Origin of the sequence: Arthrobacter burdickii (assembly GCF_030433645.1) — a bacterium.
Lineage (GTDB): Bacteria > Actinomycetota > Actinomycetes > Actinomycetales > Micrococcaceae > Arthrobacter_D > Arthrobacter_D burdickii.
This window is the reverse complement of sequence record NZ_JAROCG010000001.1, coordinates 1553374-1570209: the sequence shown is the minus strand read 5'-3', so window position 1 is coordinate 1570209 and position 16836 is coordinate 1553374. Positions and strand designations below refer to the sequence as shown.

Below are 16836 nucleotides of genomic sequence, written 5' to 3'. Positions count from 1 at the left end.
TAACGAATCGCATCATACTGCGCTAGAAATGTCTGATGAAGCTGAAAGCTCCGCCACCGACGCGCGTCCTGCCCGGGTTCTTCCGCGTTCCCTTCACCGTGGCGGCCTCCTTCAGCGTCCTCACCGCGGGGACAGCCGTGGTTTTCGACCTGCCGCTGCGTGACCCGGACGGTTTCCTGGGTCCCAGCTACATCCGCCTGCCCTTCCTCCTGGGCGCGATGATCCTGGTCGACGTCGCCTCGCGGACGCTGCTCCAGCGGTCCTCCTCGCGGAACCTCCTCGGTCTGGCTGCTGCCGAGTTCCGCCGTCGATGGTCCGGGCCACGGCTGGTGGCCACCTCGGTGGGGATCCTCACCTTCTACCTCGCGTATGTCTCGTACCGCAATATGAAGAGCTTCCTGCCATTCATCCGTGACCGGGTGATGGATCCTCTTCTCCAGCAGAGCGATCGATGGCTCACCGGTGGCAGCCATCCCGGGGATGCGCTCCAGGATGCTCTCGGGACAGGACTGAGTGCCCATGTCCTGTCCGTCGTGTATGTGTCCTACCTCTACTTCGTCCCGCTGTCCATTGCCGCTGCCCTCGCGTGCTCCCGGCAACTGTCCCGCGGGGCATGGTACGTCAGCGCGGTGTCCTTCAACTGGATGCTCGGCGCGGCAAGCTATTACGCGCTGCCCTCCCTGGGGCCGATCTTCGTCGAGCGGATCCACTACACGGACCTGCCCGACACGGCCGTCACGAACCTGCAGGAATCGCTGTACCGGAGTCGGTTACGGGTCCTCGTCGATCCCCACGCCACGGACTCCATGTACGGCATCGCTGCCTTCGCTTCCCTGCACGTGTCAGTGGTCTTCACCGCCGCCCTGATCGCGCATCTGGTCCGTCTGCCGCTCGTCCTGCGGGCAATCCTCTGGGTCTACGTCCTGCTCACCGCCCTCGCGACCGTCTATTTCGGGTGGCACTACCTCGTCGACGTCGTTGCCGGCGCCGCCATCGGCGCACTCGCGACCTGGTTGGCAGGACTCGCAACACCTCCGTCAGCACACACTGACCAGCGGGTGGAGCAGCAGTCGCGGACGATCGGCCTGCGCGCCTGACACACCGGCTGCAGCCTCTTGCCGGGCGAGCAAGTCCGGACCGCATCCTTGGCACATGCGCTCGTGGGCTCGATGATGGGTGCGCAGGTGGCGCCCCATCCGGCGGCGCCGCAGACCGGGAAGGGTACGCCGTGCGGGTTGAGTACACACAGGAATTCTGGGACGACCGCTACCGGCAGCACACGAGGATCTGGAGCGGCAGACCGAACCGGCAGCTCGTCGCGGTGGTGGAGGACCTGCCGCCGGGAAGGGCGCTCGACGTCGGCTGCGGGGAGGGAGCGGATGCCGTCTGGCTCGCCTCCCGCGGCTGGGCGGTCCTGGGGATCGACATCTCCGAGGTCGCCCTGTCCCGGGCACACGCCCATACGGCGGACCTCGATGCCTCCGTCGCCGAACGCCTGGAGTTCCGGCAGGTGGACCTGCTGGCCTCGCCGGAGTTGCCCGGCAACCTGGACCTCGTCTCCATCCACTTTCTGCACCTTCCCGAGCCGGCGCGTTCCCGCATCTTCCGCGCGCTGGCCCCTCTCGTCGGTGCCGGTGGGACACTGCTGATCGTGGCCCATGATCCCTCGGACCTGAAGACCGAGATCCGGCGGCCGCCGCAGCCCGAGCTGTTCTACACGCCGCAGGAGATCGCGGACCTCCTCGACGACGCCTGGGACATCCGGGTCTGCGAGTCGCGCCCGCGGACCGAGCGCACGGGAGACGGCCGAGACGTCACCGTCCACGATGCGGTGCTCCAGGCGGTACGGATCCGCTGAGGCATCCGCAAGGGTCCGGCGGGAGGACGTACGGCCTGCCGTCCCGCCGGGCTCCTCGGTAGCCTCGACGGATGGAGTGGATCAGCGAGAAGTACGTCAATTTCGCCAGCATCATCGATGACGCGACGCTCGCGCAGAATCGGATGACGAGCTCGATGCCGTTCGTGTACCCGCACTTCGCCTCCATGCCGGACGCCCACCTCGGCCTGGGATGCGCCGTCGGCTCGGTCCTGCCGACCCTCGGGGCAATCATCCCCGCAGCGGTCGGCGTCGACATCGGCTGCGGAATGGTCGCCGTGCGCACCGACTACACCGCACGGGACATCGCACGCCTTGATCGCCGTGTCCTGCGCGAGGCGATCGAACGGGCCGTCCCCCTCTCGGCCGGCAACAACAACAAGCGGGTGAGCGCCTCGGCCGAGCCCCGCATCGACTCCCTCGAACGGGAGGCGCGCTCGGCCGGCTTCGACCCGTCGACCTACGTGAAGGCATGGCGCCTGCAGCTCGGGACGCTCGGGTCGGGCAACCACTTCATCGAGGTGTCCCTCGATGAAGTGGACGACGTGTGGCTCTTCCTGCACTCCGGGTCCCGGGGCATCGGGAACCGCATCGCGCAGCGGCATATCGAGGTAGCACAGGACTACTGCGCACGCCGGTCCATCACCCTGCCGCACCGGGACCTCGCGCACCTCGAGGAGGGCACCCCCGAGTTCGACCGGTACATCAGCGAACTGATGTGGGCGCAGAAATTCGCGCTGCTCAACCGTGAGGAGATGATGGACCGCGTGGTCCGCCAGTTCACCTCCTGGGTCGGCAAACCGGTGGAGGAGCGCGAACGCATCAACTGCCACCACAACTACACGCAGCGGGAGACGCACTACGGCAAGGATGTGTGGCTGTCGCGCAAGGGAGCCATCGCCGCCGACCCCGGGCGTCCCGGGCTGATCCCCGGTTCGATGGGCACGCGATCCTACGTGGTCACGGGCAGGGGCAACCGGGAGGCGATGGATTCGGCCCCGCACGGGGCTGGGCGTGAGTACTCCCGCAATGCTGCCCGCAGGACGTTCACGCAGGACCAGCTCCGTGCCGCCATGCGGGGCATCGAATTCCGGGACACCCCGGCGTTCCTCGACGAGATCCCCGCAGCCTACAAGGACATCGACGTCGTCATGCAGGATGCGAAGGACCTGGTGGACGTCCGCCATACGCTACGGCAGGTCATCAATGTGAAGGGCGACTGATCGGCCACCGCGGCCGTCGAACGGCCGACCGGGTGCACCGGGAACGGGAGTGGCGGCGGTTAGGCTGACGCCCATGTCCATCCCGGCCGTCCCGCCGACACCGGCCCCGATCCTCGTGGAGGTCGCATCCGACGTTCCGTGGTGGGAGATCGTGGGCGCCCTCGCTCCGGTCGCGGTGCTCATCGCGGCGGTCCTGGCGGCCGGAACGGCCTTCGCCACCCTCCAGCAGCGCGCGACGGCGGACCGGGCCGCCCTGGAGCAGAAGCGGCGCGCCGACGACCGTGCCGAATGGTGGCGCAGGACGCAGTGGGCCATCGACGCCGCGACGTCCCTCGACCCGATCCGGCAGGAAGCAGGAGTGGAGGCACTCCTCCAGCTCTCCTACAGCGACCTGGCCACCGAGGAGGACCGCCGGATCCTCGACGCGATCTGGGTGAGCAACCCCGTAGCCAATCCGGAGGACCCCGATGCTGGACTGCCCGACGGCGGTACCGGACAATGAGACGAGGATGAGGACAAGGAGAGCGCCGATGACCGATACAGCACGCGTGCGGCAAGCCCCGTCCGCGCAGGCGGGCTACCGGCGGCCCGCCGATACCCCGAGGGTGACAGCGGCGAAGGCACGTCTTCGGGTCGCACTCGACCAGCAACTGGGCCGCAAGACCCCGCAATCAGTGAAGGATGTCGCGGAAGGCAAGCGATAGGCCTCCTCCAGACCTTCGGATCGAAGCATCAGAACGAAGCCCGGCAGGCACGCCTGCCGGGCTTCGTCGTCCGGTATCCGGAGAACGAAAAAGGCCCCGGAACCGAAGTTCCGGGGCCTTGCCCGTAGCGGTGGTGGGACTCGATCCCACGACCTCACGATTATGAGTCGTGCGCTCTAACCAGCTGAGCTACACCGCCCTAAATGAGGCTGCCCGCACCGATCGGATGATCGTCACGGGCCCCTCATTTACGAGCCCCCCACCGGAATCGATCCGGTGACCTCGTTCTTACCAAGAACGCGCTCTACCACTGAGCTAGGGGGGCAACAGCAAGAAACTTTACCAGTTCCGAGCCGCTGGTGCGAAATCGACAGCCGCCCCCTGAGGGACGGACCCCGGATTCCGCATCGGACCCGTGCAGTGCACGGGTCCGACGGGGTTTTGCCTAGCTAGTTCCTACCACTGCTCGGACTGCGCGGTGGAGCGTCCTGCTCCGGCTCCGGCACCCTTGGCGTGGCGGGGCTTGCGGTTGGCGTCTCCCGAAAACCGGGTGTCGCCGTCACGCTTCGGGAAGTCCTTCTTGAAGGGCTTCTTGAACTCGCCTGCGCCGCGGTTGCCTGCGGGCTTGCGTCCCTTGTCGAGCTCGAGGTGGATGAGCTCGCCGCCGATGCGCGTCCTGGAGAGTGCGCGCAGCTGGTCGGTCGTCAGGTCCGCGGGCAGCTCCACCAGGCTGTGGTCCGCACGGATGTCGATGCCGCCGATCTGCGAGGAGGACAGGCCACCCTCGTTGGCGATGGCACCGACGATCGAGCCCGGCATCACGCGCTGGCGACGGCCCACCGCGATGCGGTAGGTGGCGTTGCCCTCGGTGAGCGTGCGCGTCGGGCCGCGGGACCCGAAGGCATCCTTGCGTCCCTCGGCACGCTCGCGCTGTCCGGCGGGAGCGACGGGGATGTCCTGCACGAGGATCGGCTGGCCGCCCTGCGCCATGACGGCAAGGGCTGCAGCGATCTCGCTGGCGGGCACGTCGTGCTCGCGCTCGTAGGTGGCGATCAGATCGCGGAAGAGCGCGACGTCCTTGCCGGCCAGCGTCTGCGTGATCTTGTCCGCGAACTTGCTGAGGCGCAGCTCGTTGATCTTCTCGGTGGAGGGCAGCTGCATCTGCTCGACGGGCTGGCGCGTGGCCTTCTCGATCGAACGGAGCAGGTACTTCTCACGCGGGGTGATGAAGAGGATCGCGTCACCTGAACGGCCTGCACGGCCGGTGCGGCCGATGCGGTGCACGTAGGACTCGGTGTCGTTCGGGATGTCGTAGTTCACGACGAGCGAGATGCGCTCCACGTCGAGACCGCGGGCTGCTACGTCCGTGGCGACGAGGATGTCGATCTTGCCTTCGCGCAGCGCCTCGACGGTGCGCTCGCGCTGCTGCTGGGGGATGTCTCCGTTGATGGCTGCAGCCGTGAAGCCCCGTGAACGCAACTTGTCCGCCAGGTCTTCGGTAGCCGCCTTGGTACGGACGAAGGCGATGATGCCGTCGTAGTCCTCGACCTCAAGGATGCGGGTCATCGCGTCGAGCTTGTGCGGGCCCATGACCTGCAGGTAGCGCTGGCGCGTGTTGGTGCCCGTCGTCGTCTTGCCCTTGACGGAGATCTCGGCCGGATCGTTCAGGTACTTCTTGGCGATTCGGCGGATGGCCGGGGGCATGGTCGCGGAGAACAGTGCAACCTGCTTCTCCGCCGGCGTCGAGGCGAGGATCTTCTCGACGTCCTCGGCGAAGCCCATGCGCAGCATCTCATCGGCCTCGTCGAGGACGACGTACTCGAGGTTCGAGAGGTCCAGGGACCCCTTCTCGATGTGGTCGATGACGCGGCCGGGGGTACCCACGACGACCTGCGCTCCGCGGCGGAGACCGTTGAGCTGGGGGCCGTAGGGCGATCCGCCGTAGACGGGGAGGACGGTGAAGCCCTCCATGTGCTTGGCGTAGGACGTGAAGGCGTCGGCTACCTGCAGCGCGAGCTCGCGGGTCGGTGCGAGCACCAGGACCTGCGTGTTCTTGCTGGGTCCGCCGTTGACGTCGGCCAGTTCCGCCATCTTGGACAGCGCGGGCACGGCGAACGCGGCGGTCTTGCCGGTGCCGGTCTGCGCCAGCCCGACGACGTCGCGGCCTTCGAGCAGCGCGGGGATGGTCGCTGCCTGGATGGGTGAGGGCTTCTCGTAGCCGAGGTCGTTCAGCGCCGCGAGGATACGGCCGTCGAGGTTCAGCTCGGTGAAGCGGATATTCACGCCGTCGTCGTCGGACTCTGCTGCGGGAACCGCTGCGGTGGTCTCGGTGACGAGGGTGGTGTCGGTGATCTGCTCGGACAGGTTTTCAGGCACGGAAGAATTCCTTCAGGTAGGTGCCGGACGGCCTGACAGGAAGAAGCCTGCAGTGCCGAATGAACATGGAAATCCGGCACTGTTTCAATCCCGAGGCCGAACTTCCTCGTCACACCGTGGTCTCTGCTCTCTCAGCAGTGATGTGTGACTTTTCTTCTAGCCGGCGCTCCCTGATGAATCTGCTCGCGAGTCTGTGCTCCGAGCCCCAACACAACCTATCCGGCCCTGAGGGGCGGAAATAAAGGGAATACCGGTGTGGGGGATATATCCAGTCTACTGCACAACCGGATCGATCCGTTCCATCCGGGGTCCTCCGGGAGGTGACCTTCGGCACGTCAGGCCGGCGAGGCGACCCTCAGTGCCTTCAGCACGGCCTTCCGGACCTGCGGGGTGAGCGTGAGATGCCCTTCGGCCGCGGTGTCGAGCAGCCTCTGCGCCTGCGGCTCGTCGAGGCCCGCGTAGACCTGTGCCGCGGTGACGCCGTGGTCGGGGACGCTGTCCACGTGGATGGTGTCGCCCGCGACGATGCTGCCCTTCGTGACGACGCTCAAGTAGGTGCCCACACGGTTCGCCTCCGCGAAGCGCTTCACCCAGGATTTCTCGCCGAGGTACCGGGCGAAGTTCACGCAGGGCGTGCGCGGCATGGTCACTTCGAGCACCACCTGCTCCCCCACGCGCCAGCGCTCGCCGATGACGGCATGGGAGGCGTCGATACCCGCCACGCGGAGGTTCTCACCGAACAGGCCCGGCGTCACCTCGCGTCCCAGCTGCTGCGACCAGTAGTCGGCGTCGTCCTGCGCGTAGGCGTAGAGGGCCTTCGTGGGTCCGCCGTGGTGCTTGCGGCTCGCCTGGACGTCGCCGGTCAGGCCCAGCGGGTGCACGTTCACCGGCCCGTCGACCGCCCGTTTGTCGATCGCGGTGACACCGGTCGAGTCCCGCGTGGGAAGGAGCTCGTGCACGCGACAGATGGCGAGGAGGGTACCGGTGGTCATGGCGACCATCCTAGGGGCACCTCGCCGGCCTCCCCGTCACGGCTCGAACCGGTAGCCCATGCCACTCTCGGTCACGAAGTAGCGGGGCGCACCCGGATCGGGTTCGAGCTTCTTCCGCAGTTGCGCCATGTACACGCGGAGGTACTGGACGTCCTTCGCATACGCCGGACCCCACACATCGAGCAGCAGCTGCTGCTGCGAGACGAGCCGGCCCGGATGTGCGATCAGGCGGTCCACGATCTTCCACTCGGTGGGCGTGAGCCGGATGTCCCTGCCATCCTTGAGCACCCGGCGGGCTCCGGCGTCGAGCGTGAAATCGGGTGTCTCGATGACCGGCGCGCCGGCCTCGGCCGCCGCACGCCGGCTGGCCGCGCGGAGGCGTGCGAGCAGTTCATCGAGGCCGAACGGCTTCGTCACGTAGTCGTCCGCGCCTGCATCGAGCGCATCGACCTTGTCCTGCGAGCCGTGCCGGGCGGACAGCACGATGATGTGCACCTGCGACCAGCCGCGGATCCGACGGATGACGTCCACCCCGTCGATGTCCGGCAACCCGAGGTCCAGCACGATGATGTCGGGGTGGTGTTCGGACGCGGCTGCGAGTGCCGTCTCGCCGTCGACCGCCGTCACGCACTGGTAGCCGTAGGCGCGGAGGTTGATCTCCAGGGCGCGGAGGAGCTGCGGTTCGTCGTCGACGACGAGCACCCGCGTCACAGCTCCACGACTCCCGTCGAGATGGGCAGGCGGATGACGAGCGTCAGGCCGCCGCCGGGAGTCTGCTCGGCGTCGAGCACGCCGCCCATGACCTCCGTGAATCCCTTGGCCACCGCCAGCCCGAGCCCGACGCCGGCCCCCGACGGAGCGTCGTCGAGCCGCTGGAACGGGCGGAACATGGCGTCGACGTCGTCCCGGGACACACCGTGTCCGTGGTCGATGACGCGCAGCTCACTGGCCGGGAAGCCGTTGATCAGGGCCTTCCCGGTACCGCCCACGGATGCGGTGACCTCGATCGGGGAACCCGGCGCGTACTTCACCCCGTTCTCGACGATGTTCGCGATCACGCGCTCCAGCAGCCCGGGGTCTCCCTCGATGGCGGGCAGGTTCGGCGGGATGTGCACGCGGACGCGGTCCTCGGGCACGTTGGCGAGGGCGGGCCCGACGACGTCGATCCATCGCAGCGGCCGCACGTGCGCGTTCACCGCGTCCCCGGTGATACGCGACATGTCCAGCAGGTTGTTGACGAGCGCGTCCAGCCGGTCCGAGTAGTCCTCAATGGTTTCCAGCAGTTCGTCCTCGTCCTCCTTGGAGAAGGTCACATCGGACTGCCGGAGGCTGCTGACGGCGAGCTTGATCCCGGCGAGGGGGGTCCGCAGGTCGTGGGACACCGCACGCAGGATCGCCGTACGCATGACGTTGCCCTCGATGAGCCTCTGGTTGGTGCGCGTGCTCGCGAGGAGTTCCTGCCGCTGCAGCATCGAGCGGAGCTGGCCGGCGAATGCCGTCAGCAGTCCGCGCTCGCGCGCCGAGAGGTGGTGCCCGTAGAGCGCGAGGAAGAAGTCGCCGTCGACCGTCTCGACCGTGGTCGCGGCGTCCATCGTCCATCGGTCCATGTCACCTGCCTGCGGGTCGGCGCGCAGCCTGGCTCCTGTCCTGGCTTCTGTCCTGGCGCCCGCAGTGGTTGCCGCAACGGTTGCCGCCGCCCCTCCGGGGACGGCTCCCGGGAGGGCAGGACCGGGTACCGGTGGGCGCACGGCCAGGGCCTTGCGCTCCATCCTTCCGCCGCCCGCCGCCTCGCCGTGCACGCCCCCGTCCTGCGCAGCGCCGCCCTGCGCGCCGCCCTGCGCGGTCCCGTCCTGCGCAGCGCCGTCCTGCGCGCCGCCCTGCGCACCGCCCGCGTGGTCGTCTGACTCGTCATCGTCGTCCTGCTCCGGGGGGCTGACGAGCCCGAACAACGCCACGGCATCCACGTCGAACTGGGTCTGGACGTGGCGCAGGAAGCCCTGGAGCGTGTCCTCCTCGGCCAGTGCGCCGCGCGCGAGTTCGCCGAGCAGGGCGGCCTCCTGCTGCGCCAGGGCCGCTTCCCGGGACCGGCGTGCCGACAGCCCGACGACGAGCGACACCGTCACCGCGACGGCGATGAAGATCAGCACTGTGATGACGTTCTCGGCATCCGAGATCTCGAGGGACCCGAAGGGCTCCGTCGAGGTGTAGTTCAGGATGATGCTGCTCCACAGGGCGCCGAGCAGCGCGGGCCAGAGGCCGCCGATCAGGGCGACGGCGATGACCCCGGCGAGCTGGAAGAGGACGTCGACCGCGAGCAGCGAGTTCCCCGCCAGGAAGACGGCCGTCTCGAGCAGCGGCGGCAGGACCAGTGCGACGGCGCAGCCGGCGGCTACCCGCGGGCGGCTGACCGGAGCCGCGAGGGTGCGCCGCGCTGCGGTCACCATCAGCGGTTGCCGCGGAGGGCGCCGTCGTCGAGCCGGCCGTGCAGGGCGCCGGACACGCGGTCCCTGGCAGTGCTGCCGCCTGCCGTGGCCCGCTCCTCGTCACGTGGACGCACCGCTTCGTGCGGGTGCATCGCCCGCTCCGGGCGCACCGCTCGCAGCCTCCGCGACAGGAGGACCCAGAACACGGTGACGGCGAGCGCGCAGAACACGCCGGCGCTGGACGCCATGAGCCAGCCGGTCACCAGCTGGGAATCGAGGTCGTCCGCGCCCAACAGCTGACCGATCGTCTTGGGCGAGTAGATGAAGACCAGGAGGGTGAGCACGAAGAGTACGGCTGCCGTCGTACGGTGTGCACGCAGTTCCCTGGGAAGCCCTGCAGCCTGGCCGGCGAGGACCGCCAGGACCACGACGATCCAGACCCAGTGGTGTGACCACGAGATCGGTGAGATGAGAAGCATGAGCAGCGACGTCATGGCGATCGGCAGGAACCGGTCCGCGCGCCGCCGGGCCTCGCGGATGATGTAGGCGGTCGCCGCCACGAGCAGCAGTGAGATGAGCAGCCACGGAAGGGTGGAGGGAAAGTCCGGGCCCAGGAAGTGGAGGATGGCACCGCGGAGGGAGAGGTTGTCCACATACCCCTCGCCGCCGATCCGGCCGGTGTCCCGCAGCATCTGCAGCCAGTAGGTCGCCGATTCGGCCGGCAGCAGGAGGAAGCCCAGCGCGATGGTCCCGAAGAAGCCGGCCGCCATGGTGAACAGCTGCTTCCACTCGCCGCGCACGAGGAAGTACAGGCCGAAGACCAGAGGCGTCAGTTTGATGCCGGCCGCGATGCCCGTGAGCAGTCCGGTGGGCATCCGGCGGTGCGGTCCCGAGAGGAGGTCGGCGGCGATCATCGCGAAGAGCAGGATGTTGACCTGCGAGAAGGCCATGGTCTCGCGCCACGGGCCCAGGAGGGAGACGAGCCCGGTTCCGGCGATCGCCAGCGGCAGTGCCGTAGGGTGCATCACCACGTCCCGGACGGTGCGGAAACCGCCGAGGTACCGCGTTACCAGCAGGGACGTCGCGGCGGCGATGAGGATCGACAGCCACACGAACAGCAATGCGCCGGTCTCGGCGCTGACGAGCGTGAGCACAGTGAAGGCGAGCGCCGCGAACGGCGGATACGTGAAGAGGAGGGATCCCTCGCCCTCCCCGAAGGAGCGCGTGTACAGCGAGCCGTCGCCGTCGACCACGGACTGCCCGCCCATGCGGTACACCCGGAAATCGAGGCCGATGACGTCGGCCCAGGCGAACGCCCAGGCCACCAGGGCCCAGGCCACCGCCACTGCGGCGACAAGGCCCAGCGCCCGGACTCCTGCCGCTGTACTGCGCTGGCTCATGCTTTCCTTCCGATGGACAGGGTGCGGTCACCGGTCCCGGTGGCCCGGAGAACGGCTCATCCAGTGTAGGCACGGCTCCCGGGCTGCCACCCGCGGCCGGATATGGTGGAAATCACCCCGATCCCCCGCGAAAGGCCGACCATGTCCTCCCCCAGCGGCACAACCCCGCCCGCTCCCGCCACAGCAATCACCAACGCCCACGTCGTCCCGATCGACGGCGAGCCCTTCGACGGCACGGTCGTCGTCGAGGACGGGCGCATCACGGCGCTCGGTTCCTCCGTTCCCGTGCCCGACGGCGCCACCGTCATCGACGCGGCAGGAAAGTGGCTGCTCCCCGGGTTCGTGGACGCCCATGTGCACCTGGGCACGCACGAAGAGGGCGAGGGAACAGCCGGGGACGACACCAATGAGATGACCGAGCCCAACACGGCTGGCGTCCGGGCGATCGACGCCATCAACCCCTATGACCCCGGGTTCGACGACGCGCTCGCGGGCGGGGTCACCACCGTGAACGTGAACCCCGGCTCCGGCAACCCGATCGGCGGGCTCGCCGTCGCCATCCACACGCACGGGCGTTACCTCGAGGAGATGGTGCTGCGCTCCCCCAGCGGACTGAAGTCGGCACTGGGCGAGAACCCGAAGCGCGTCTACGGCGGCAAGGGCAAGATGCCGTCGACCCGCCTCGGCACCGCGCTCGTCATCCGCGAGGCGTTCATGAAGGCCCAGAACTACATGGGCAAGGACGACGAGAACGCGCGGGACCCGCACCTCGAGGCCCTGGCCATGGTGCTGCGGCGCGAGATCCCCTGGCGCCAGCACGCACACCGTGCCGACGACATCGCGACAGCCCTCCGCATCGCGGACGAGTTCGGGTACGACCTCGTCCTCGACCACGGCACCGAGGCGCACCTGCTCGGCGACGTCCTCGCAGAACGCGGAACCCCCGTCCTGATCGGTCCCCTGTTCACCACGAAGTCCAAGGTGGAGCTGCGCGGCCGCTCCATCGCCAATCCCGGCAAGCTCGCGCGGGCCGGCGTCGAGATCTCGATCATCACGGACCACCCCGTCATCCCGATCAACTTCCTGGTGCACCAGGCCACCCTCGCAATCAAGGAGGGCCTCGACCGGGAGACCGCCCTGCGCTCCATCACCATCAACCCCGCGAAAGTCCTCGGTCTGGCGGACCGCCTCGGCTCGCTCGCCGTCGGGAAGGACGCGGACCTGGTGCTCTGGAGCGGCGATCCGCTCGATGTAATGCAGCGTGCCCTGCAGGTGTGGATCGGCGGCACCGAGGTCTACTCCTACGACACCGAGACGCGCAGCGGCACCGTCGCTCCCCGGGGCTAGGCAGCCTTCCCGGTGAGTCCTCGGAAGGATGCCCTGCCGCCCCGGCCGTGGACGCTGCGGGCCGCGATCGCCCTGTGGCTCGTGGTCGCGGTGCTGCTGCTCGTCGCGGCGGGCACGTTCATCGCATCGGCTGCGGTGCAGGACCTCGACCGTGCAGGGTTCATCGGGCTCGGCACGCTCCTCGGGGCGCTCGCCATCCTGCAGTTGCTCCTCCTGCTCCCGCTGCGCCGGGGCAGGAGGAGCGCCCGCGAGCTGCTGAGCACCATCGGCATCATCGCGGGAGTGCCCGTCGTCGTGCGCGGGACGCCGGGCCTGTCACTGATCGCCGTCGGGATGCTGGTAGCGGTGCTGCTCCTGTGGCTGCCGCAGAGCAGTGCCTTCTTCCAGCAGACCCAGCCGAAGGCGAGGAAGCGCTTCCGGCTGCCGGGGTCACGCTAGCCCCATCTCCGCCCGGGCACCCGGCGCAGCGGCGCAGACCCGGGGCGGCGCACCCCCGGATCTGGGCACCCGGCGCGGCGGCGAGGCCGGACACAGCTCCGGACACACGGAAGGCCCCTCCAACCGGAGGGGCCTTCCGTGTAAAACAGCCGGCGCAGCGGGACCTAGCGCAGGGAGGAGATGGCCTGCTCGAGGTCACCGATCAGGTCCTCGATGTCCTCGATGCCGACGGACAGCCGGATCAGGTTCTCGGGAACCGCGAGTTCCGTGCCCTTGACCGACGCGTGCGTCATGTCGGAGGGGTAGTTCATCAGCGACTCGATGCCGCCGAGGGACTCCGCGAGGATGAAGACGTGGGTCGACTCCGCCACCTTCTTCGCGGCCTCCGCCCCGCCCTTGAAGGTCACGGAGATCATGCCGCCGAAGTCCTTCATCTGCGCTGCAGCGAGGTCGTGGCCCGGGTGCTCGGGCAGCCCCGGGTAGTACACGCGCTCCACCTCGTCCTGCTCCTGCAGCCAGCGCGCGATCGCGGTGGCGTTCGAGGAGTGGCGGTCCATGCGGACCCCGAGGGTCTTGAGTCCGCGCGTGGTGAGCCAGGCCTCCATGGGGGCGGACACGGCGCCGACGGCGAACTGCACGAAACCGATCTTCTCGGCGAGCTCGTCGTCGTTCACGACGACGGCCCCGCCGCTGGCGTCCGAGTGCCCGCCGATGTACTTGGTGGTCGAGTGCACGACCACATCCGCACCGAACGTGAGCGGCTGCTGCAGGTACGGCGACGCGAACGTGTTGTCCACGACGAGCAGGGCACCGGCGTCGTGCGCGAGCTGGGCGGTCGCGGCGATGTCGGTGATCTTCATCATGGGGTTCGACGGCGTCTCGACCCAGACCATCTTCGTGTTGTTCGCCGCGATGGCAGCCTGGACCGCAGCGGGGTCCGCCATGTCCACGGCCGTGTTGGTGATGCCCCACTGGGACAGCACGCGATCGATCAGCCGGTAGGTTCCGCCGTAGGCGTCGTTCCCGAGGACGATGTGGTCGCCGGGGCGGAGCGCGGCCCGGATGAGCGCGTCCTCGGCGGCGAGGCCGGACGAGAAGCTGAAGGCGTGCTTGCCGCCCTCGAGCGCCGCGATCTGGGTCTGCAGCGCATCCCGGGTGGGGTTGGTGCCACGCCCGTACTCGTACCCGTTGCGCAGCTTGCCGATGCCGTCCTGCGCGAAGGTGGTGGTCTGGTAGAGGGGCGGGATCACCGCTCCGGTCGTGGGGTCGGGGGTCTGGCCCGCGTGGACGGCTCGGGTGTTGAAGCCCTGGTCGTTCGAGTGCGTCACGATACTCCTGGAATTCGGATCGGGTTGTTACTTGCTCACATATGTCAGCAAGTCATGGCGCGTAAGAATTCCCACCGGGGACCCGACGAACGTCACCATCAGCGTGTCGCTGTCCTGGAGCCGCTCGCGCGCCGTGCCGATGGATTCGAGCGACCCGATCAGGGGCAGCTTCGCGTCCATGTGCTGCGAGATCTTGTCGGTGAGCTTGGCCTCGCCGTGGAAGATCTTCGCCGTCAGGGAGCGCTCGTCGACCGAGCCCAGCACCTCGCCCATCTTGACGGGCGGCTCCTGGGACAGCACCGGGATGCTGGAGACCCCGTACTCGTCCATGATCGAGATGACGTCGCGGACCGTCTCCGACGGGTGCGTGTGGACGAGGTCAGGGAGGGAGCCGCTCTTGGACCGCAGCACGTCACCGACGCTCCCGTCCTCGCCACTGTCCATGAAGCCGTAGGACTTCATCCAGTCGTCGTTGAAGATCTTGCCGAGGTAGCCGCGGCCGCCGTCGGGCAGGAGGACCACAACGACATCGTCCGCCGTCAGGTCCTTCGCGACGCGGAGGGCCGCGACGACGGCCATGCCGCAGGAGCCGCCGACCAGCAGACCCTCCTCGCGGGCGAGGCGCCGCGTCATCTCGAAGCTCTCGGCATCCGTGACGGCGTGGATCTCGTCCGGGATGGACGGGTCGTAGGAGTCCGGCCACATGTCCTCGCCGACGCCCTCCACGAAGTAGGGGCGCCCGGTGCCACCGGAGTAGATCGAGCCCTCCGGATCGGCGCCGACGATGCGTACGGGCCCGCTCGCGCGGTCAGCGGAAATCTCCTTGAGGTACCGCCCCGTGCCGGTGATGGTGCCGCCCGTCCCGACGCCCGTGACGAAGTGCGTGAGCTTGCCGTCGGTGTCGTTCCAGATCTCGGGGCCGGTGGTCTCGTAGTGGCTCAGGGGGCCGTTCTGGTTCGAGAACTGGTCCGGCTTGTAGGCGCCGGGGATCTCGCGGACCAGGCGGTCGGAGACGCCGTAGTAGGACTGCGGACTGTCGGGGGCGACGGCGGTCGGAGTGACGACGACCTCCGCGCCGTAGGCCTTGAGGACGTTGCGCTTGTCCTCGCCCACCTTGTCGGGCACCACGAACACGCACTTGTAGCCGCGCTGCTGGGCGACGAGGGCGAGCCCGACGCCGGTGTTGCCGGAGGTCGGTTCGACGATGGTGCCGCCGGGCTTGATCTTGCCCTCGGCCTCCGCGGCGTCGATGATCTTCGCCGCGATGCGGTCCTTCACCGACCCGCCGGGGTTGAGGTATTCGACCTTCGCGAGGACGGTGGCTGCGATGCCGTCGGTGACGGAGTTGAGCTTGACGAGCGGGGTGTTGCCGATCAGGTCAACAATGGAATTGGCGTACTTCATGCCTACAACGCTACCGGCTGGCGAGCCGACCTCCATGCCGCCGTTACGCCGCAGGACGTCCTCGCGCGGACGGAGGCCGTCGCGCAGTGCTCGCGGGCGTCCGTGCCATACTGTCCGGCGGAACGGAGACCACCCTTGAACCTTCGCAGTGCCTCCCGCGCGATCCTGCCGGTCCTCGCGGCGCTCTGCATCGGAACCGGCGCGCTGCCCGGTCCGGACCTGGCGGAGCTGTGGGGGCGCATCTGGCCGATCCTGCTCTTCGTGGCCGCCATGACGGTGGCCACCGACCTCCTCTTCGCTGCCGGGGTCTTCGAGAAGATCATCGCGGCCTCGGCCCGCGCGGCCGGAGGCCGGACCCTCGTCCTGTGGCTCGTGACGGTCCTCCTCGCCGTGGCCTGCACGGTGTTCTTCTCGCTGGACACGACGGCCGTGCTGCTCACTCCGCTCGTGGTGCTCCTCGCCCGCAGGGCCGGTCTGCCGCCGCTGCCGTTCGCAGTGACGATCGTCTGGCTCGCCAATACCGCGTCGCTGCTCCTGCCGGTGTCCAACCTGACCAACCTGCTGGTGCAGGAAGGGCTGCAGCTCAGCCCGGCGCAGTTCGCGGGCCTCGTGGCCGGCCCTGCGCTGGTCGGGGTCGTCGTGCCCTGCGCCGTCCTGCTGCTGATCTTCCGCCGGCAGCTCGCGGGGCGATTCTCCCCCGCCCCTCCCCGCCCGGCCGAGGACCGCGTGCTGCTGTACTGCGGGTACGCGGTCCTTGCACTCCTCCTGCCGGCACTCGTCAGCGGGCTGCCGGTCGCACTGAGCGCGACCCTCGCCGCGGTGGTCCTGGCCGTCCTCTGCGCGGTCCGCCGGCCCGGCGCGTTGACGGTGAAGATGCTCCCCGTTGCTCCGCTCGTCCTCGCGCTCAGCCTCTTCGTCCTCGTCACCGCCGCGCACGCACAGGGCCTCGACGCCTTTGTCGCCCCCATGGCAGGTACCGGCGAAGGGTTCCCGGACCTGCTGCGACTGGCCGCCGTAGGAGCGGCCGGAGCGAACGCCGTCAACAACCTGCCCGCCTATCTCGCCCTCGAGCCGTCCGCGGCCTCCCCGCTACGCCTCGCCGCCCTGCTCGTCGGCGTGAACCTCGGTCCCCTCGTCACTCCCTGGGGCTCGCTCGCGACACTCCTCTGGGCCGAGCGGCTGCGATCCCTGGGCCTGTCCATCCGCTGGGTGCCCTTCGGCCTCGCCGGGTTGCTGGTGACGGCACTGACGCTGCCGTCCGCCGTCGTCGTGCTCTCCTGGGGCCGATGAGCCTAGGCTGGAACGGTAAGCCGCCTGCCGATGAG

15 protein-coding genes and 2 tRNA genes are annotated in these 16836 nt (G+C 68.7%); 8 read left to right on the top strand and 9 right to left on the bottom strand.

Features of this window, described 5'->3' with window-relative positions:
• Positions 1 to 35 precede the first annotated feature (35 nt).
• The 5 genes from P5G52_RS07305 (at position 36) to P5G52_RS07285 (ending at position 3803) form a co-directional block, all read left to right on the top strand.
• Positions 36 to 1097, top strand: a complete 1062-nt coding sequence (locus P5G52_RS07305) for a phosphatase PAP2 family protein (protein WP_301226065.1) — start codon at positions 36 to 38, stop codon at positions 1095 to 1097.
• Between the two features lie 131 nt (positions 1098 to 1228).
• A complete protein-coding gene (locus tag P5G52_RS07300) occupies positions 1229 to 1858 on the top strand; it encodes a class I SAM-dependent methyltransferase (protein ID WP_301226063.1) in 630 nt (209 codons plus the stop codon).
• A 71-nt stretch (positions 1859 to 1929) separates the two neighbouring features.
• Positions 1930 to 3099 (top strand): RtcB family protein, encoded by a 1170-nt coding sequence (locus tag P5G52_RS07295; RefSeq protein WP_301226061.1) that lies wholly within the window; start codon positions 1930 to 1932, stop codon positions 3097 to 3099.
• A 73-nt stretch (positions 3100 to 3172) separates the two neighbouring features.
• A complete protein-coding gene (locus tag P5G52_RS07290) occupies positions 3173 to 3601 on the top strand; it encodes a hypothetical protein (protein WP_301226059.1) in 429 nt (142 codons plus the stop codon).
• Positions 3602 to 3629: 28 nt separating this feature from the next.
• A complete protein-coding gene (locus tag P5G52_RS07285) occupies positions 3630 to 3803 on the top strand; it encodes a hypothetical protein (RefSeq protein WP_301226057.1) in 174 nt (57 codons plus the stop codon).
• A gap of 125 nt (positions 3804 to 3928) precedes the next feature.
• On the opposite strand, the gene P5G52_RS07280 is transcribed toward P5G52_RS07285, so the two are convergent.
• From P5G52_RS07280 to P5G52_RS07250, 7 genes are all read right to left on the bottom strand, one after another.
• Positions 3929 to 4002, bottom strand: a tRNA-Met gene (locus tag P5G52_RS07280).
• A 54-nt stretch (positions 4003 to 4056) separates the two neighbouring features.
• Positions 4057 to 4128: transfer RNA gene (locus tag P5G52_RS07275), tRNA-Thr, on the bottom strand.
• 131 nt (positions 4129 to 4259) lie between these two features.
• A complete protein-coding gene (locus P5G52_RS07270) occupies positions 4260 to 6179 on the bottom strand; it encodes a DEAD/DEAH box helicase (protein ID WP_301226055.1) in 1920 nt (639 codons plus the stop codon).
• 335 nt (positions 6180 to 6514) lie between these two features.
• The gene (locus P5G52_RS07265) at positions 6515 to 7171 is read right to left on the bottom strand and encodes an MOSC domain-containing protein (protein ID WP_301226053.1); all 657 of its coding nucleotides are present in this window, start codon (positions 7169 to 7171) and stop codon (positions 6515 to 6517) included.
• Between the two features lie 36 nt (positions 7172 to 7207).
• Positions 7208 to 7882 carry a response regulator gene (locus tag P5G52_RS07260; protein ID WP_301226051.1) on the bottom strand — a complete coding sequence of 225 codons (675 nt, stop codon included), beginning with the start codon at positions 7880 to 7882 and terminating at the stop codon, positions 7208 to 7210.
• Positions 7879 to 9615: a sensor histidine kinase gene (locus P5G52_RS07255; protein WP_301226049.1), complete on the bottom strand. Its 1737-nt coding sequence runs from the start codon at positions 9613 to 9615 to the stop codon at positions 7879 to 7881. The genes P5G52_RS07260 and P5G52_RS07255 overlap by 4 nt, the downstream gene beginning before the upstream one ends.
• The gene (locus P5G52_RS07250) at positions 9615 to 10994 is read right to left on the bottom strand and encodes a glycosyltransferase 87 family protein (RefSeq protein WP_301226046.1); all 1380 of its coding nucleotides are present in this window, start codon (positions 10992 to 10994) and stop codon (positions 9615 to 9617) included. Before P5G52_RS07250 ends, P5G52_RS07255 begins: the two co-directional genes overlap by 1 nt.
• 141 nt (positions 10995 to 11135) lie before the next feature.
• On the opposite strand from P5G52_RS07250, the gene P5G52_RS07245 reads away from it, so the two are divergent.
• Together P5G52_RS07245 and P5G52_RS07240 are read left to right on the top strand one after the other, a co-directional pair.
• On the top strand, positions 11136 to 12341 hold the full coding sequence (locus P5G52_RS07245; RefSeq protein WP_301226044.1) for an amidohydrolase: 1206 nt from the start codon (positions 11136 to 11138) through the stop codon (positions 12339 to 12341).
• Between the two features lie 12 nt (positions 12342 to 12353).
• Positions 12354 to 12779, top strand: coding sequence for a hypothetical protein (locus tag P5G52_RS07240; RefSeq protein WP_301226042.1), 426 nt, complete (start codon positions 12354 to 12356; stop codon positions 12777 to 12779).
• A 164-nt stretch (positions 12780 to 12943) separates the two neighbouring features.
• On the opposite strand, the gene P5G52_RS07235 is transcribed toward P5G52_RS07240, so the two are convergent.
• The gene (locus tag P5G52_RS07235; RefSeq protein ID WP_301226040.1) at positions 12944 to 14107 is read right to left on the bottom strand and encodes a cystathionine gamma-synthase; all 1164 of its coding nucleotides are present in this window, start codon (positions 14105 to 14107) and stop codon (positions 12944 to 12946) included.
• Between the two features lie 27 nt (positions 14108 to 14134).
• Positions 14135 to 15511 carry a cystathionine beta-synthase gene (locus P5G52_RS07230; RefSeq protein WP_301226038.1) on the bottom strand — a complete coding sequence of 459 codons (1377 nt, stop codon included), beginning with the start codon at positions 15509 to 15511 and terminating at the stop codon, positions 14135 to 14137.
• A gap of 135 nt (positions 15512 to 15646) precedes the next feature.
• Here P5G52_RS07230 and P5G52_RS07225 point away from each other — a divergent pair, with 135 nt between their 5' ends.
• The gene (locus tag P5G52_RS07225; protein WP_301226036.1) at positions 15647 to 16801 is read left to right on the top strand and encodes an SLC13 family permease; all 1155 of its coding nucleotides are present in this window, start codon (positions 15647 to 15649) and stop codon (positions 16799 to 16801) included.
• Positions 16802 to 16836 lie beyond the last annotated feature (35 nt).

What these genes read in the sequence shown, in the direction of transcription:
- P5G52_RS07250 (WP_301226046.1), bottom strand. Translation starts at nt 10,994, where the DNA reads ATGAGCCAGCGCAGTACAGCGGCAGGAGTCCGGGCGCTGGGCCTTGTC.
- P5G52_RS07295 (WP_301226061.1), top strand. Translation starts at nt 1,930, where the DNA reads ATGGAGTGGATCAGCGAGAAGTACGTCAATTTCGCCAGCATCATCGAT.
- P5G52_RS07245 (WP_301226044.1), top strand. Translation starts at nt 11,136, where the DNA reads ATGTCCTCCCCCAGCGGCACAACCCCGCCCGCTCCCGCCACAGCAATC.
- P5G52_RS07265 (WP_301226053.1), bottom strand. Translation starts at nt 7,171, where the DNA reads ATGACCACCGGTACCCTCCTCGCCATCTGTCGCGTGCACGAGCTCCTT.
- P5G52_RS07230 (WP_301226038.1), bottom strand. Translation starts at nt 15,511, where the DNA reads ATGAAGTACGCCAATTCCATTGTTGACCTGATCGGCAACACCCCGCTC.
- P5G52_RS07305 (WP_301226065.1), top strand. Translation starts at nt 36, where the DNA reads ATGAAGCTGAAAGCTCCGCCACCGACGCGCGTCCTGCCCGGGTTCTTC.
- P5G52_RS07290 (WP_301226059.1), top strand. Translation starts at nt 3,173, where the DNA reads ATGTCCATCCCGGCCGTCCCGCCGACACCGGCCCCGATCCTCGTGGAG.
- P5G52_RS07285 (WP_301226057.1), top strand. Translation starts at nt 3,630, where the DNA reads ATGACCGATACAGCACGCGTGCGGCAAGCCCCGTCCGCGCAGGCGGGC.
- P5G52_RS07255 (WP_301226049.1), bottom strand. Translation starts at nt 9,615, where the DNA reads ATGGTGACCGCAGCGCGGCGCACCCTCGCGGCTCCGGTCAGCCGCCCG.